The 16453-nt window shown below is 63.6% G+C and carries 17 protein-coding genes; 10 read left to right on the forward strand and 7 right to left on the reverse strand.

The annotated features are described in order from the left end of the window. Positions 1–66: 66 nt before the first annotated feature. Together secB and CK219_RS17275 are read right to left on the reverse strand one after the other, a co-directional pair. Positions 67–570 (reverse strand): protein-export chaperone SecB, encoded by a 504-nt coding sequence (secB, locus tag CK219_RS17270; RefSeq protein WP_095767956.1) that lies wholly within the window; start codon positions 568–570, stop codon positions 67–69. A gap of 350 nt (positions 571–920) precedes the next feature. After that, entirely contained in the window at positions 921–1415 is a 495-nt protein-coding gene (locus tag CK219_RS17275) for an FxsA family protein (protein ID WP_095767957.1), read from the reverse strand. 204 nt (positions 1416–1619) lie between these two features. Between CK219_RS17275 and CK219_RS17280 the strand changes: the two genes are divergently transcribed. The 4 genes from CK219_RS17280 to CK219_RS17295 are packed head-to-tail and all read left to right on the forward strand — an operon-like array spanning position 1620 to position 4362. Then, positions 1620–2327: a Tim44/TimA family putative adaptor protein gene (locus tag CK219_RS17280; RefSeq protein ID WP_095767958.1), complete on the forward strand. Its 708-nt coding sequence runs from the start codon at positions 1620–1622 to the stop codon at positions 2325–2327. 23 nt (positions 2328–2350) lie between these two features. Beyond that, complete coding sequence (locus tag CK219_RS17285; protein WP_095767959.1) at positions 2351–3454, forward strand: murein transglycosylase A; 1104 nt, start codon at positions 2351–2353, stop codon at positions 3452–3454. Beyond that, on the forward strand, positions 3451–3975 hold the full coding sequence (locus CK219_RS17290; RefSeq protein ID WP_095767960.1) for a Smr/MutS family protein: 525 nt from the start codon (positions 3451–3453) through the stop codon (positions 3973–3975). The genes CK219_RS17285 and CK219_RS17290 overlap by 4 nt, the downstream gene beginning before the upstream one ends. Positions 3976–3999: 24 nt before the next feature. Then, complete coding sequence (locus tag CK219_RS17295) at positions 4000–4362, forward strand: helix-turn-helix transcriptional regulator (RefSeq protein WP_095767961.1); 363 nt, start codon at positions 4000–4002, stop codon at positions 4360–4362. Between the two features lie 208 nt (positions 4363–4570). Here the strand turns inward: CK219_RS17295 and CK219_RS17300 are convergent, their stop codons facing one another. The 4 genes from CK219_RS17300 to CK219_RS17315 form a co-directional block, all read right to left on the reverse strand. Beyond that, the gene (locus CK219_RS17300) at positions 4571–4804 is read right to left on the reverse strand and encodes a hypothetical protein (RefSeq protein WP_095767962.1); all 234 of its coding nucleotides are present in this window, start codon (positions 4802–4804) and stop codon (positions 4571–4573) included. 484 nt (positions 4805–5288) lie between these two features. Next, entirely contained in the window at positions 5289–5906 is a 618-nt protein-coding gene (locus tag CK219_RS17305; RefSeq protein WP_095767963.1) for a transglutaminase-like cysteine peptidase, read from the reverse strand. 187 nt (positions 5907–6093) lie between these two features. Then, entirely contained in the window at positions 6094–7371 is a 1278-nt protein-coding gene (locus tag CK219_RS17310; RefSeq protein WP_095767964.1) for a polyhydroxyalkanoate depolymerase, read from the reverse strand. A 295-nt stretch (positions 7372–7666) separates the two neighbouring features. Beyond that, positions 7667–8029, reverse strand: a complete 363-nt coding sequence (locus tag CK219_RS17315; protein WP_095767965.1) for a septal ring lytic transglycosylase RlpA family protein — start codon at positions 8027–8029, stop codon at positions 7667–7669. Between the two features lie 310 nt (positions 8030–8339). Here CK219_RS17315 and CK219_RS17320 point away from each other — a divergent pair, with 310 nt between their 5' ends. The 4 genes from CK219_RS17320 (at position 8340) to CK219_RS17340 (ending at position 13355) form a co-directional block, all read left to right on the forward strand. After that, positions 8340–8525: a hypothetical protein gene (locus tag CK219_RS17320; RefSeq protein ID WP_095767966.1), complete on the forward strand. Its 186-nt coding sequence runs from the start codon at positions 8340–8342 to the stop codon at positions 8523–8525. Positions 8526–8993: 468 nt separating this feature from the next. Continuing rightward, entirely contained in the window at positions 8994–10334 is a 1341-nt protein-coding gene (locus CK219_RS17325) for an FAD/NAD(P)-binding protein (protein WP_095767967.1), read from the forward strand. A 418-nt stretch (positions 10335–10752) separates the two neighbouring features. Beyond that, positions 10753–12189: a pyridoxal-phosphate dependent enzyme gene (locus CK219_RS17335; RefSeq protein WP_176477051.1), complete on the forward strand. Its 1437-nt coding sequence runs from the start codon at positions 10753–10755 to the stop codon at positions 12187–12189. Continuing rightward, entirely contained in the window at positions 12186–13355 is a 1170-nt protein-coding gene (locus CK219_RS17340) for a PLP-dependent aspartate aminotransferase family protein (protein ID WP_095767970.1), read from the forward strand. Before CK219_RS17335 ends, CK219_RS17340 begins: the two co-directional genes overlap by 4 nt. 161 nt (positions 13356–13516) lie before the next feature. On the opposite strand, the gene CK219_RS17345 is transcribed toward CK219_RS17340, so the two are convergent. Beyond that, a complete protein-coding gene (locus CK219_RS17345; protein ID WP_095767971.1) occupies positions 13517–13804 on the reverse strand; it encodes a GIY-YIG nuclease family protein in 288 nt (95 codons plus the stop codon). A gap of 248 nt (positions 13805–14052) precedes the next feature. Between CK219_RS17345 and CK219_RS17350 the strand changes: the two genes are divergently transcribed. Further along, positions 14053–15294: a D-amino acid dehydrogenase gene (locus CK219_RS17350; RefSeq protein WP_095767972.1), complete on the forward strand. Its 1242-nt coding sequence runs from the start codon at positions 14053–14055 to the stop codon at positions 15292–15294. Positions 15295–15335: 41 nt separating this feature from the next. Continuing rightward, positions 15336–16142 carry an aspartate/glutamate racemase family protein gene (locus CK219_RS17355; protein ID WP_095767973.1) on the forward strand — a complete coding sequence of 269 codons (807 nt, stop codon included), beginning with the start codon at positions 15336–15338 and terminating at the stop codon, positions 16140–16142. Positions 16143–16453: the final 311 nt, after the last annotated feature.

Consider the following 16453-nt stretch of genomic DNA (forward strand, 5'->3'; position numbering starts at 1 on the left):
GAGCAAGGAGCGAAAAAAAGCCCGGCGCGATGCCGGGCTTTCGATAGGGTGTAGCGCCGGTTAGCCTCAGCTCACCTGGACCTTGCCAGCCGCAGCCTGGTCCTCGGCGATGCGCTGCTGGAACATCTGCGCGAAATCGATCGGATCGAGCATCAGCGGCGGGAAGCCGCCATTGCGGGTGGCGTCGGCGACGATCTGGCGGGCGAAGGGGAACAGAAGCCGCGGACATTCGATGAACAGCAGCGGCAGCATGTGCTCCTGCGGGAAGCCGCTGATGGCAAAGACGCCGCCATAGACCAGCTCGACATTGAACAGCACTTCCTGGTCGAAGGAGGCCTTGGCGTTCAGCGTCAAATTGACGTCGAACTGCTTGTCCGAGAGTGGGTTGGCGTTGACATTGACATTGATTGCGATGCCCGGAGCCTTGTCGCGGCCGCGCAGCGAATTCGGTGCGCCGGGGCTTTCGAAAGAGAGGTCCTTCACATATTGCGCAAGCACATTGAGCGAGGGCTGGTTTTGGGTGCCGTTGCCGTTGGCGGCGCCGGTCGCGGCGTCATCGTTGCTGGCCATGAGCCTTTAAGTCCTTTTGCCTGGGCAGCATTGCTGACCGGATTGAAATCGCGGGTTCGCTACCATGCTCGGCCGGACAAAACAAGTTTTGCCGCCCTCATCGGCGGAAGGAACAGGACAGCGCGAACGCCAGGTATTGGCCGAAGCCTCTCAACCTCGTCATTCCAGGGCGGAGCAGCCGCGAAGCGGCGTCGCGGAGACCCTGGAATCCGTTCCGTGACCTGAGCCGTGCAATGCGGCGGAGCAGAATTTTGCACCGCGGCAACACTCGAAAGTCACTGGATCCTGTGGGCTGCGCGGTACGCTCGCTTCCCGCTCCGCCCAAGGACGAACCGGTAGGCGTTTTGGCCCTAATCGTTCTTCAGCCGCCGCCAGGGCGAATTGTGGTCCGGCCGGTCCGGATAATCGTCGCGAGAATAGTCGCTGTCGTCGAGGTCGATGACATTGTTGCGGCGGCGCGCCGAAAAGCCGCGGCCGAAGCTGGTCGCCATGACTATGCGGTTCTTGAGCAGGCGCCAGGCGAAGTCGCGCACTGGCGGCAACAGGAGAAGAATGGCGAAAAAATCGGTGATGAAGCCCGGAATGATCAAAAGAATCGCCGCCAGCACGATCATCGCCCCATGCGCGAGCTGGCGGCTGGGGTCGCGCCCGGCGTCCATTTCCGTCCGCACCCGCGCCATGACGCCGAAACCCTGATGCCGAAGCAGCAGGCTGCCGGCGACACTGGACAGGATGACCAGCCCGACCGTCGCCAAAGCGCCGATTTCGCGGCCGACGACGACGAGGCCGGCGATCTCCAGCAGCGGCAGCAACAGCAGGAACAACGGGATGAAGGAAATGCGCAAAGTGTCGACCGATCGCTTTCTTCTTTTGCGGCGCTCGCGGACAATCGCCGCTGGCCTTGGCGCCTTTAGATAGGTATGGCTGCCTTTGATTTGAATGATAGCGCCTGCCGTTCTATATGCTTTGGGTGTTGAACGCTATGCGACCGCGATCCCCGAGGGGTTTACGCCGGTGCGGCAAGAACAGGGATCGAGTTGGCGGAAATTATGGGTTTCTTCGACTTCGGCACGATTTTCTTTCTGATTGCGGCGGTTGTGATCTTTTTCCAGCTGCGCAACGTGCTTGGACGTCGCACCGGAAACGAGCGCCCGCCCTTCGATCCTTATTCAGCGAGCCGCACGCGCGAGGCCGATGCGGCGCAAAAGCCTGAAAATGTGGTGTCGCTGCCGCGCAAGCGCGCGCCTGGCGAAACTGCGCCCGAGATTTATGCCGACATCGACGCCTTTGCCAAACCCGACACCGATCTCAACAAGGGCCTGCGCTCCATCAAAGACAATGATGCGTCCTTCGAGCCGAAGGGCTTCGTCGACGGCGCCAAGATGGCCTATGAGATGATCGTCATGGCCTATGCCGACGGCGACCGTAAGACGCTGAAGAACCTTTTGTCGCGCGAGGTCTATGATGGTTTCGTCGCCGCGATCGGCGACCGTGAAGCCAAATCGGAGAAGATCCAGTCCTCCTTCGTCGGCATCGACAAGGCCGACATCGTCGCCGCCGAAATGAAGGGCTCGGAAGCGCATATCACGCTGCGCGTCGTCTCCGAGCTGATCTCGGCGACCCGCGACAAGGCCGGCGCCGTCATCGACGGCGACCCTGAAACGGTGGCCGAGGTCAAGGATGTCTGGACCTTCGCCCGCGACACCCGCTCGCGCGACCCGAATTGGAAGCTTGTCGCCACCGAAGAAGAAGATTGAGATCAAGCGGCGGGGCCCCAGTCGTGCCGCTCTCTTCCGCATTCGGCATAAAATCCTTCAGCGACCTTCCGGGCTGGGGCGAAGATGACCATGCTGCGGCCTTCACCGCGTTTCGCCGCTCGGCCTTTCACGCGCCGATAAAATCTTACCGCACCGGATCGCTCGGCGTCGATTTCAATGCTTTTGCCGATGCCTTTGCCGAGGCGCGTGCCGTTTCGGCGCCGAGCAGGTCCGAGGCGCGATCCTTCTTCGAAAGGCATTTCGTGCCGATGCTGGTCAAGGCCGAAAACGGCGCGGGTCTCGTCACCGGCTTCTACGAGCCCGAGGTCGAAGCCTCGCCGGTCAGGACCGGGCGGTTCACCGTGCCGCTGCTGTCGCGCCCCGCCGACCTGATCGAAATCGACGACGGCAACCGGCCGGCCGGCATGGATGCCTATCTGGCCTTCGCCCGCCGGACCGATGGTGTTCCGATCGAATATTTCGATCGTGGCGAAATCGAGCGCGGCGCGCTCGCCGGCCGGAACCTCGAGATCGCCTGGCTCGCCGAAAAGGTCGACGCCTTCTTGATCCATGTGCAGGGCGCAGCCAGGCTGAAGATGACAGACGGCAAGCTCTGCCGCGTCACCTACGCTGCCAAGTCCGGCCAGCGCTTCACCGGCCCAGGCAAGATCTTGAGCGATCTCGGCGAGATTCCGCTGGCAAAGGTAACGATGCAATCGATCCGAGCCTGGTTCAAGGCACATCCCGACCGGGTCGACGAGATCCTGTGGCGGAACCGCTCCTACATTTTCTTCCGCGAAGCCGCGGTCGACGATGCTTCGCTCGGCCCGATCGCCGCCGCCAAGGTGCCGCTGACGCCGGGCCGCTCGGTCGCGGTCGACCGCCTGCTGCACACATTCGGGACGCCCTTCTATATCGACGCGCCGACGCTCACCGCCTTTGACGAAAAACCGTTCCGGCGGCTGATGATCGCGCAGGACACCGGCTCGGCCATCACCGGTCCGGCGCGCGGCGACCTCTTCGCCGGCTCAGGCGACGCTGCCGGCGAGATCGCCGGCGTGGTCCGCAACGCGGCCGATTTCTATGCGCTGGTGCCGCGTGCGCTTCTGCATGGAGCGACCCGGTGAGCCGCCGCGACGATCATCTCAGCGACGACGACCGCATCCTGTGGAACCTGGTGGCGCGCTCTGCGCGGCCGCTGAAGGGCAAAACGGCCGTCGAGATCCCCGACATCGTCGAGCCCAAGCCTGAGACGCCCCGGCCTGCCGCCAATGGCGTAGCGGCCGTGGCCGCCAAGCCGAAGGCGCCGCATGTGGCGCATTCGCTCGACGACCAGACGCTGCACAAGCTGAAAAAAGGCCGGCTGCCGATCGAAGGCCGCGTCGACCTGCACGGCATGACGCAGGACGAGGCCTATTCGCTGCTGCTCACCTTCCTCAACCGCGCGCATGCCGGCGGCATCCGTTACGTGCTGATCATCACCGGAAAGGGTTCGTCCTCGGGCGGCGACGGCATACTGCGCCGCGCCGTGCCGGCCTGGCTGTCGACGCCCGCCTTCCGGCACCTCGTCTCCAGCCACGACCATGCCGCCCGCAATCATGGCGGCTCGGGCGCGCTCTATGTGCGGCTGCGGCGGACACGGTCATGAGGATTCGGCAATGAGCCAGCCGGCATGACCCCGTTCGGCGAGAAGCTCAGGACGCTGCGCGCCGAGCGCGGCGTCAGCCAGAAGGCAATGGCCAAGGCCATCGGCGTCAGCGCCGCCTATCTGTCGGCGCTCGAGCACGGCCGCCGCGGCGCGCCGACCTGGACACTGATCCAGAAGATCATCGGCTATTTCAACATCATCTGGGACGACGCCGAGGATCTTGCCCGCCTCGCCGAAAGCTCGCATCCGAGAGTCAGGATCGACACATCGGGCCTGTCGCCGGCGGCAACCGAGCTGGCCAACCTTTTGGCCGAGAGCATCGAGAAGTTGGATGAGGCGGAGCTGAGGAAGATCACGGCATTGGTCCGCGACGCGCTGCGCGGATAGCTTGCCCTGATGAAACGGGGCGGCTAGCCGAAGCCGCCCGAACTTCGTCATCCACGGGCGAAGCGGACATGCAGAACCGAGGATCCATTCCGCGACCTCGCGCGAAGGGCAAGGCGGCGCAGAACAGAGATCGTTCTGCGCCGCGGTGACGTTCAGCGAGGGCCACGGCTTCCGTGTGCTAGGCCGCGAACAGCCCTTATTCCTGAAATCACTGCTTGCCGGCGCCGTTCGTGCTACCGCGTCCGCCATTGTTGTTGTGATCGCGGCCGCCGTTGCCACCGCCCAGACAAGCCGAGGAGTCGACGCCGCAGCAACGGCCGCTCCACAGATCGTTGAGATTGGTCTTGGCGCAGCTTTTGGTGGTCTCGTCCGCCAGGGCCGATCCGGTCAAGGCCGACACCGCGATGGCGGCAAGCAAGGTGTTTCGCAGGAAAGCAGTCATTGAAATTCTCCATGGTTGGGTTTGTCGTCCACGGCTATGTGTCGCCGGCCGGACGCAAAAGGTTCATGGAGTTGCGTGAAAATATTCGGCAAGGCTATCGGCCGGGCTTTTGTTGTCATCGCCCGTTGCGATGTGCGGCTACGACTGCTCGGTCGTCATTCCAGGGCGGAGCAAGGAGCGGAGCGACGCGCGCAGACCCTGGAATCCATGCCGTTACGCCAAGGCGTTCCAACGGTTACAGAATTCTGCACCGTTGCACTCTGCGGCAAGGGTCACGGCATGGATACTCGGGTCAAGCCCGAGTATGACGACGTCACGTGGGTTTCGGCCAATCTCCAAGGTTGGCACCAGAAGCGCCCCGCTCAACCCACCGCCAGCCACAGAGCCTTTTCGCCGGCCGTCGAAACCAGCTTGGCATGCGCCGCTCGGTGCACCCACAGCAGAGGGGTAGAGCGCCTTGCGAAGAAAAGCGGGTGTTCGAGGCCTACTGCACCGAGCCCACAAGCACAGGCTGGCCGTCGCGGATCGAGACCCAGCGCCCGGTGTTGTCGATCGCCTGCCGCTTGAGGAAGCGGTAGCCGGTCGCGTCCCAGGCTTTGACCTTGTCGGTCAGGTTGTCGAGCACATAGTCGCCCTTGTCGGTGCGCACCGTCAGCACCGAATGGCCTTCGCCGTCCGGCTTGCGCACGACGGTGATCAAAAGGTCGGCCAGCGACATGCCCAGGCGGTAGAGCTGGCGGCGCTTTTCCAGCACATAGTCCTCGCAGTCGCCATAGCCGTCGTCCGGATAGGCCCAGACTTCGTCCTTGCCGTAGTGATCGAGATCGCTCAACGGCTTGACGGCGGCGTTGACCTTGGCGCTGACGCTGACCAGCCTGCGCCACAGCCCGTCCGTCATGGTGGCCGGCCCGAGATTGACCGGGCGGATGTTGCATTCGCTCGGATGCGATTTGCAGAAATCATAGTGGCCGATCGGTTGCGAGGTCAGGCCGCCCGTGGCCATCGCGCCAGCCGCCCAGGCCGGCACCGCCCAATGCGCAGAGATCGCCAGTCCTGCGGCTGCGCACAAGCGCAGAATCCGCGTCATCGCTGAGGAAGTCATTGCCCCCGCCCTGTTCTTTATTAACGAAACGTTAAGGGCGATTTACAGTCCGTGTCAATTGGAGACGACGGTCAGTTTGGCGGCATGGTTACCTGCGCGATCCCGTAGCGGCACTTTCGCAACAGAAGCGCGGGTGCAACACCGCTGGCCGCCAGGTGGCGGCTAGGCTGATGCCGGGCTCCGGAGTTCAGCTTTTGGCGGAACGGACCAGTTTCGGCTTCGCCGCCACGCGGTGCTGGCGGCCATAGCTGGAAATGAAGTCGACGATGCGCGGCACGATCTCCGAGCGGAAGCGCGAGCCGTTGAAGACGCCGTAATGGCCGACGGCCGGCTGCATGTAATGCGCCTGCCTGTCGGCCGGGATGTTGACGCACAAATCATGCGCGGCCTGGGTCTGGCCGAGGCCGGAAATATCGTCGTTCTCGCCCTCGATGGTCAAAAGCGCAACGTTGCGGATCGCCTTCGGATCGACCGCCTCGCCGCGATGCGTCATCTCGCCCTTCGGCAGAGCGTGGCGCACGAACACGGTGTCGACCGTCTGCAGGTAGAATTCCGCCGTCAGGTCCATCACCGCCAGATATTCGTCGTAGAAGTCGCGGTGCTTTTCGGCGCTGTCGCCGTCATGCTTCACAAGGTGCATGAAGAAGTCCTTGTGCGCGATGATGTGGCGGTCGAGGTTCATGCTCATGAAGCCCGAGAGCTGCAGGAAGCCCGGATAGACCGGGCGCCCGAAGCCCGGCACCGGCCATGGCGCCGGCATGATGACATTATCGCGGAACCAGTCGATGCCCTTTTCCTTGGCCAGAAGATTGACCGCGGTCGGGTTCCGGCGCGTGTCGACCGGTCCGCCCATCAGCGTCATGGTGGAGGGCACGAAGGGATCGCCGCGCTTTTCCATCAGCGCCACCGCCGCCAGCACCGGCACGGAGGGCTGGCATACGGCCATCACATGCGTGTCGGGGCCGAGCGCGTGGAACATCTCGATGATGTAGTCGACATAGTCGTCGAGATCGAAGCTTCCTTGCGCCGCCGGCACCATGCGGGCATCGACCCAGTCGGTGATGTGCACGTCGGCATGGGGCAGCATCGCCTCGACCGTGCCGCGCAGCAGCGTCGCGTAATGGCCCGACATCGGCGCCACGATCAAAAGCTTCGGATCGGGCTTGCGGCCGGCGGGCAGCGCGCGCTCGAAGCGGATCAGGTCGCAGAAGGGCTTCGACCAGACCGTCTTTTCGGTGACGTCGACGCTTTTCCAGTCGACCACGGCCTTGTCCAGGCCGAACTGCGGCTTGCCGTAGCGACGGGTGGTTCGCTCGAAGAGCTCCGCGGTCGCCGCGACCGAGCGGCCGAAGGGGGTGTGGGAAACCGGATTGAGCGGGTTGGAGTAGAAGAGCCGCACCGCGTCGGCATAGAAGCGGGCCGGCTGCAGCGCTGCATGGTTCATTTCGTAGAGCTGGTAGAACATCGCGAACCCCGCTGCCGTCCGACGACCAAAAGGACGACGAACTGCGCCGAGCCTTGAATGTCTCCTGGCGAGGTTAGCAAGATATTGTTGCGATGCAATACGTCATTTTGTCTGACGAATGCATCTTTCGTTCAACCTGTTGAAAACCGGACTTAAGCGGGCGAGCCGGCTCAATGTGCGCTGCCGAAATGTGAAGGATATGTGTCCGGCCCCTTCATGCCGGACACGACCAATGCATGTCGCCCCGAAGTGGGCAGCCCCTTTGGAGGACGACATGCATCAAAACTAAGGCGGCTCAGACGCGCGCCATGCAGACGGCGGTATGGCCCGAACCGATGAAGCCCAGCTGGCCGGCGGCGCCGCGGGAGAGATCGAGCATGCGTCCCTTCACGAACGGACCGCGATCGTTGATGCGCACGACGACGCTGCGGCCGTTATTCTTGTTGGTGACCCGAAGCTTGGTGCCGAAGGGCAAGGAGCGATGGGCTGCAGTCAGTGCCGAGGGGTTCATGCGCTCCCCTGAGGCGGTTCTGGAATGCAGCGCATACCAGGAAGCGCGGCCGCACTGCGCGGCGGCGGAGGAGGCGGATGAGGCGCCGGCCATCAGGCCAGCCGCGATCGTTACCGCGACAAGCGCAGTCTGGTTAGTTTTCTTCATGCTTTGGGGATGGCTCCGTTAGAGATATGCCCCGCCGATATGTGCCGAATGAGGCGGGAAATGCGGCATTGATCTGGCGGTTCCATGGCGACAGCACACGTTTGGAGTCGCCGCGAAACAGTTTGTCATGATATTCACGGCCCGGTTAAGGCGTATTCTCAATGAATATCGGGCCGGCATACGGGACATTCGGGGCAAGATCGGCCCACAAGATTTGAAGTACTGAGGGACGGAACTGCTTAGGTTCCTCGACGTCTTTTGTTGCGTCCCCATTGCCGTTCAGGATCGACTTCCGGAGAGGGTCCAGCCGATGCGATTGATCAGATTTGTGCTGGCGCTGATTGTGCTGGGGCTGGGTGCGCTTTGGTCGCTGCAAGGCCTCGGTCTCGTCAAGGGCAGTTTCATGACCGGGCAGACGCAATGGCTCTATATCGGCCTCGTCACCATGCTGGTCGGCGTGGTCGGCCTCCGCTGGGCGACCCGCTCGCCCATATGACCTTGCCGGTCGGGGCGGAGACGGCTGGCGGAAAAGTCTGCGACCCGATCATTGCAACCCTGCCAAGCCCAGTAGAAGGTCCCGTCGCGCGGCGGCAGGCGGTCGCGTTCGCGGAAAGCAGCATCCTTGCGCATTGGCTGAGCATCTCTTCTGGTCATTCTGAGGTCTACGCTCTGCTTCGCGGCGCTCCCTGGAATGACCAAGGAGTGTAAGGCGCCGGGTGCCGATCGAACGAAAAATCCGCCTGTCATCCCATCTGAGCAAATCCATGTTTCATAAGACGGCCGAATTGAAACCCTGGTTTCGTGTCCGGCACGGTTAGTATAGTAATCTTATCAACATTGAGAGTGAGAGAACGATGCGCAACCTTCAAAAAACCGTTCCGGCGATCGTTCGTGGCTTGCGGCTGAGGCCGTCCGCGGCGCTCGCCCAGCGCTGATCGCTCGAGTCACGTTTCGGCTAGCAGTCATGGTTGGACGCGGCAACTCCATCATCATTGTCGGCGGCGGCGCAAGCGGCGTCGTGCTGGCCGCGCACCTGTTGAAGTCGCCCAATCCGGACCTGCGCGTCACGCTGATCGAGAAGCGGCCGCATTTCGGCCAGGGCATGGCCTATTCGACGCTGCTTTCGGCGCATGTGCTCAACGTCAACGCCTCCGGCATGAGCGCTTACGCCGACGACCCGACCCATTTCGCGCGCTGGGTGCTGGAACGCGGCCTCGCGAGGCCGGACCAGGGACCGTTCTACGCGCCGCGCAGCCTTTACGCCCGCTATCTGCAGGATGTGCTCGAGGGCCTCGAGGAGCGCGAGCGCGAGACCGGGCGTCTCAGGCTGATCCGCGAGGAGAGCCTGTCGATCGCGCCGACGCCGTCGGGCGTGGAGGTCGCGCTTGCTAACGGCACCAGCGTCGTGGCGCATCTCGCCGTCCTGGCCACCGGTCACGACGAGCAGCCCGGCGCCTTCCAAGGTCACGCCGTCCGTATGGGGACGGAGGCCGACACCGCGCTCGATCCTGAAGCCCGGGTGCTGCTGCTCGGCACCGGCCTGAGCATGGTCGACGCTTTCCTGTCGCTGGAGCAGCGCGGCCATCGCGGTTCGATCGTTGCGGTGTCGCGTCGCGGCCTGCTGCCGTCGCCGCACCGCAAGGGCAATCCGATCAAGCTCGATATTGCCGATATTCCGCTCGGCACCCAGCTTTCCTATTTCGTCGGCTGGTTCCGCAACCTGATCCGCGAGACCCAGAAAGCCGGCGGCGACTGGCGCGACGTCGTCGATGGTCTCAGACCCTTCAACCAGACGATCTGGCAGAATTGGCCGTCCTCGGCCAAGCGCCGCTTCGTCGAGCACACCAAGGCCTGGTGGGATATCCACCGCCACCGCATGGCGCCGGAAGTCTATGCGCGCGTCACCGATGCGGTCGCCTCAGGTCGCATCCGTCTCGTCGCCGGCAGGGTGGTGGCCATAGAACCGAACGGCGGCTTCGTGGTGAAGATCCAGCCGCGCGGCACGCAGGACATCGAGACCCTGGAGGTCGCCCGCCTCTATGATTGCATGGGCATCGCCCGCGACATATCGCGGACGTCGAACGGTGTCGTGCGTTCGCTGGTCGAGCGCGGCCTGGCGCGTCCCGATCCGCTGCGCCTCGGCCTCGATGTCACGGCGAAATGCGAGCTGATCGCGGCCGACGGCACGGTGTCGTCGAAGCTGCTCGCCGTCGGACCGCTGACGCGCGGCACCTTCTTCGAGATCGACGCCATTCCCGACATCCGCGTGCAATGCGCGAAGCTGGGCAAGCAGTTGTTGGGATAGCATGGCTTCTCGCTGGCAACAGGAATTCTGACATGCTGGAGGGACAGCACCCCCCTCTGCCTGCCGGGCATCTCCCCCGCAAGGGGGGAGATCGGACTTCATCACCGCTTTCGCCAATCGCCAACGTCGAAGGGGAAGCGCCGGCGACGGAACTGTCAATCTCCCCCCTTGCGCGGGAGATGTCCGGCAGGACAGAGGGGGGTGCCTCGCGCTGGCTTCAACAATGAGAGACTGCGAAGCAACCCGCTAGAATTCCATTCCTCCACTCGCCGCCGGATTGGCACGTTCTATCTTCTTTCCTGATGAAAAGGGCTGGAAAAGACAGGGCGCGCGATCCGCAAACCCGGAATGGATTCCCGCGGCTTCCCGCGCGAGATTGCCGACATCCGCCTCGAACTGCTTCTATGGAGCAATGAAGATGAGCGAGCAGACAAAAGCGGCGCCGAAGGGCGCGCACATCAACCTGTCGAGATTGCGTCCGCCTTACGCTTCGGTGCTTGACCTGATCGGCCAGACGCCGGTCGTCGAGCTGACCAAATTCGACACCGGCAAGTGCCGCCTGTTTATCAAGCTTGAAAGCCAGAATCCGGGCGGCTCGATCAAGGACCGCATCGCGCTGTCGATGATCGCGGCGGCGGAGAAGGAGGGGCGGCTGAAGCGCGGCGGAACCATCGTCGAGGCCACCGCCGGCAATACCGGCCTCGGCCTCGCCCAGGTCGGCATCCCGAAAGGCTACCGCATCATCCTCGTCGTGCCCGACAAGATGTCGCGCGAGAAGATCCAGCATCTGCGCGCTTTGGGCGCCGAGGTGCGCATGACGCGATCCGATGTCGGCAAGGGCCATTCCGAATATTACCAGGACATGGCCGAGAAGATCGCCGCAGAGCTGCCCGGCGCCTTCTATGCCAACCAGTTTGCCAACCCGGCGAACCCACTCGCGCATGAGACGACGACCGGACCGGAGATCTTTTCGCAGCTCGAAGGCGATGTCGATGCCGCGGTGGTCGGCGTCGGCTCCGGCGGCACGCTCACCGGCCTCGGCCGCTTTTTCGCGAAACATTCGCCCAAGACCGAGATGGTGCTCGCCGATCCGGTCGGCTCGGTGCTGGCGCCGCTGATCAAGACCGGCAAGATGGAGGAGGCCGGCAGCTGGACGGTCGAAGGCATCGGCGAGGATTTCGTGCCGCCCAATGCCGATCTCTCGCTGGTGAAAAAGGCCTATTCCATTCCCGACAAGCAGAGCATGCTGGCGGTGCGCGATCTGTTGTCCAGGGAAGGCATCCTGGCCGGCTCGTCCTCGGGCACGCTGCTGTCGGCGGCGCTTCGCTACTGTCGCGAGCAGACGACGCCAAAACGCGTCGTCACCTTGGTCTGCGACAGCGGCAACAAATATCTGTCGAAAGTCTTCGACGATATCTGGCTGGCCGAGCAGGGCCTTGCCGACCAGGAACAGCATGGCGATTTGCGCGACCTGGTCATGCGCTCGCCCCGCACCGGCGACATCGTGACCGTCGGCCCGGACGAAACCCTGCTCAACGCCTATGGCCGCATGCGCCGCTCCGACGTTTCGCAGCTGCCGGTGCTGGACGAAGGCAGGCTGGTCGGCATCGTCGACGAGAGCGATATTTTAGCCAAGGTCGATGGACCCTATGACGGCCGCTGGGACCGTTTCAACGCGCCGGTGCGCACGGCAATGACCTCCAACCTGCACACGCTGCAGGCCAATCAGACGCTGGATGCGCTGCTGCCTGTCTTCGACCGCAACGAGGTCGCCATCATCTTCGATGGCGAAGAGTTCATCGGCCTGATAACTCGTATCGACCTGATCAACCATCTGAGGCGCCGCGCCAAATGACTTCGAACGGCAAGAACCGCCTGGCCTTTTCCACCCGCACCATCCATGGCGGCCAGAGCCACGACCCGCTGACCGGCGCCGTGATGGTGCCGATCTATGCCACCTCCACCTATGGCCAGCAGTCGCCCGGCGTGCACAAGGGTTTTGAGTACGCCCGCAGCCAGAACCCGACGCGCTTCGCCTTCGAGCGCGCGGTCGCGGACCTCGAAAGCGGCTCGGCGGCTTTCGCCTTCGCCTCCGGCCTGGCGGCGATCGGCACGGTGCTCGAGCTGCTCGATTCCGGCGCCCATATCGTCGCCACCGACGACATCTATGGCGGCTCGTTCCGCCTGATGGAGCGGGTGCGCAAGCGCTCGGCAGGTCTGCAGGTGAGCTTTGCCGACTTCACCGACTTGGCCGCCGTCGAAGCCGCCATCCGCCCGGAAACAAAACTGCTCTGGGTCGAGACGCCGACCAACCCGCTGCTGCGCATCGTCGATCTCGAAGCGGTGACCGCCCTGGCCAAACGCAAGGGGCTGCTCACCGTCGCCGACAACACCTTCTGCAGCCCCTATATCCAGCGCCCGCTGGAGCTCGGCATCGACATCGTCGTGCATTCGACGACGAAATATCTCAACGGCCATTCCGACATGGTCGGCGGCGTGGCGGTCGTCGGCGACAACAAGGACCTCGCCGCCCAGCTGAAATTCCTGCAGAACGCCGTCGGCGCCATTTCCGGCCCGTTCGACAGTTTTCTGGCGCTGCGCGGTATAAAAACCCTGGCGCTCAGGATGGAGCGTCATTCGGCCAACGGCCTGAAAATAGCGCAATGGCTGGAAACGCGAAAAGATGTCTGCCGGGTCATCTATCCCGGCCTCGCCAGCCACCCGCAGCATTCCATCGCCGTCCAGCAGATGCACGCCTTCGGCGGCATGATCTCGGTCGATCTCGACCGCGACCTGGCGGGAACAAAACGCTTCCTCGAACGCACGCAGCTCTTCACTTTGGCCGAGAGCCTCGGCGGCGTCGAAAGCCTGATCGAGCACCCGGCGCTGATGACCCACGGCTCGATTCCGGCGGAAAAGCGCGGGGCGATCGGGATAACGGATTCACTGGTGCGGCTGTCGTGTGGGATCGAGGATGGGGATGATCTGATCGCGGATCTGGAGCAGGCGTTGCAGACCTGAGAACTCGTAGATACCACGTCATCGTGGTAATCCTTCACGCCCCCTCTGGCCTGCCAGCCCTTGTCCTTCGTCATTCTAGGGCGGAGCAAGGAGCGAAGCGACGCGCGAAGACCCTAGAATCCATGCCGTGACGCCTGAGCGCCGCCACGGTGCAGAACGGTTCACCAGCCAATCCCGCGGAAGAGCTCGAACCATTCCGGGTTGGCATTCTCTATCAGCTCGACCTTCCATCGGCGAGGCCGGCGTTTTAATGACGTCTCACGCTGGATGGCATCAGCGATGTCGAAATATTCCTCGTACCAGACGAGACGCTGCACACCGTAACGGCTGGTGAAGCTGGAACCTTGGCCATTCTTGTGCTCGGGCATGCGACGCGCAAGGTCATTGCTGACACCGATATAGATCGTGCCGCCCTTCTGGCTTGCGGTCATGTAGACGTAACCTGTCATGTCGCGACCTATCTGGCGCCATTACCACCGCTATTCTGGACCGTTGCATTCTATGGTCAATGTCACGGCATGGATTCTAGGGTCTACGCGCGTCGCTTCGCTCCTTGCTCCGCCCTAGAATGACGAAGCGCCATTTGCAATCGCCCTGACTACGAGGCGCGCTGTCCCGCCGACATCTCTCCATGTGTGCCATTGCAGGCTGCAGCCTACACCTTACAGTGAGCCGACTTGCGATCTCCGGAGGCGCCATGCGCGTGGTCGTGTTGGGTGGCGGCGTGGTCGGTGTCACCACGGCCTATCAGCTGCAGAAGGACGGGCACGAGGTCGTCATCCTCGAGCGCCAGCCTCAGGTCGCCGCCGAGACCAGCTGGGGCAATGCCGGCATGATCGCGCCGGGGCATTCCTTCGTCTGGTCGTCGCCCAAGGCGCCGATGATCCTCTTAAAATCGCTGGTGCTGAAAGACCAGGCGCTGCGCTTCAAGCTTTCGGCCGATCCGCGGCTCTACAGCTGGTCATGGCTGTTCCTGATGGAATGCACGGCCGGGAAGGCCAGGCGCAACACGCTGCTCAAGCATCGGCTGGCCGTCTATTCGCAATCCGTCCTGCACGAGGTCGTCGCCGACGAGGCGATCGAATACGACCGCAACGATCGCGGCATCCTCTATTTCTATCGCAGCCAGCAGGCGCTCGACAAAGGCGTCGAGCATATGAAGCTGCTGGAATCCGACGGCCAGCTGATCAAGGTGCTCGACCGCGACGCCATCGTCGCCCTCGATCCGGCGCTGGCTTCCACCAAGGAAAAAATCGCCGGCGGCATCCATTGTCCGACCGACGAGACCGGCGATCCGGCGAAATTCACCCGCGCGCTGGCGGCAAAAGTGGTCGCGCGCGGCGGCGAGATCCGCACCGGCACGACCATCACCGGCATCGAGACGTCCGGCGACGATGTCGCTCAGGTGCTGACCGACAAGGGAAGCGTCAAGGGCGACGCCTATGTGCTGGCGCTCGGCTCCTACAGCCCGCTGATCGCGAGCACCGTCGGCATCAGCCTGCCGATCTATCCGATCAAGGGCTATTCGCTGACCATTCCGATCGGCAACCGTCCGGCGCCGCCGACCATCGCCGCGATCGACGAGCACAATCTGGTCGCCGTGTCGCGCTTCGGCGACCGGCTGCGCGTCACTGCTACGGCCGAGTTCGCCGGTTACGATACCAGCCACAAACCGGCCGATTTCGCCTTCATGAAAGGGGTGACCGAGGAGCTCTATCCCGAAGGTGCCGACTACGACCGCGCCGAGATGTGGGCGGGCCTCAGGCCGATGACGCCCAACAATCTGCCCGAATTCGGCCGGCGCCGTCTCAGCAATCTCTATCTCAACACCGGGCACGGCCATATCGGCTGGACCATGTCGCATGGCTCGGCCCGCATCACTGCCGACCTGATCGCCGGCCGCAAACCGGCGATCTCGATGGACGGAATTTTGAACTGAGAGCATGATCCCGGAGGGGATCGAGCAGGAAAGGGAATGCCATGTCTGTCAGCGCGGCCGCTACCCGCCCGCAATCGCCAGGGCCGATCGATTTGGGCGTCCTTCCGTCGGAGATCGACGGCGGCCTCGCCTCGCGCGCGGCGATCGGCTTGGCGATCCTTGCCACCGACCAGACGCTGGAGCACGAGTTCCGCGCGCTGATCCGCATTCCGGGCGTCGCCTTCTACGAGGCGCGCCTGTTCAACGACAACGACATCACGCCCGACACTTTGCGCGCCATCGGCCCGCGCATCGCGCCGACCGTCGATCTGATCCTGCCCAGCATCCCGCTCGACGTCGTCGGCTTCGGCTGCACCTCGGCCACCATGACGCTCGGCGAGGAAGCCGTCTTCGCCGAGATCCGCAAGGCGCGGCCGGGCGTCGCCTGCACCACCCCAGTCACCGGCGCTTTGGCCGCCTTCAAGGCACTCGGCGCCAGGGGCATCGGCCTGCTGACCCCTTATGCACCCGAGATCAACCAGGGCCTGGTCCGCTATTTCACCGGCCGCGGCCTCGACATATCAGCCGTCGCCACTTTCGACCGGCGCGACGACCGCGAGGCGGCTCGCATCTCGCTTGCCTCGATCGAGGCGGCGGCCGAGACGATGGCCGCCGTGCCGGGGGTGGAAGCGATCTTCATCTCCTGCACCAGCCTGCGCGTGGCGGAAGCGGTCGCCGAGCTGGAGCGGCGGATCGGCATTCCCGTCACCTCCTCCAACCACGCCATGGCCTGGCACTGCCTGCGGCTTGCCGGCATCGATGACGTCGTGCCCGCCGGCGGCCGGTTGTTTGCGCTACCGGCCGTTTGATTGGTGCTTGGCGCATGCATTGTCTTATGTAGCGCTGGTCGACCCCCACTCCGTCTCGGCTTCGCCGAGCCACCTCTCCCCCGATCGACGGGGTAGAGGAAAGGCGCCAAGCTTTTTGCCGTCAACGCCCGTCCAGCAACGCTCCTTTCCTTTCCCTCCAGAGGGGGAAAGGTGGCGCGGCGAAGCAGCGACGGATTGGGGGAACAACGTGGCAATCAAGCCTTGGCCTGCAGTCGCGCCAGTCACAGAAGATGTGTGCATAGCGTAGCCACATTCTGGAGGGAGGAAACGCCAACCGCCGAGATTGCGGC

This window comes from Mesorhizobium sp. WSM4313, assembly GCF_002294725.1.
Taxonomy (GTDB): Bacteria; Pseudomonadota; Alphaproteobacteria; order Rhizobiales; family Rhizobiaceae; genus Mesorhizobium.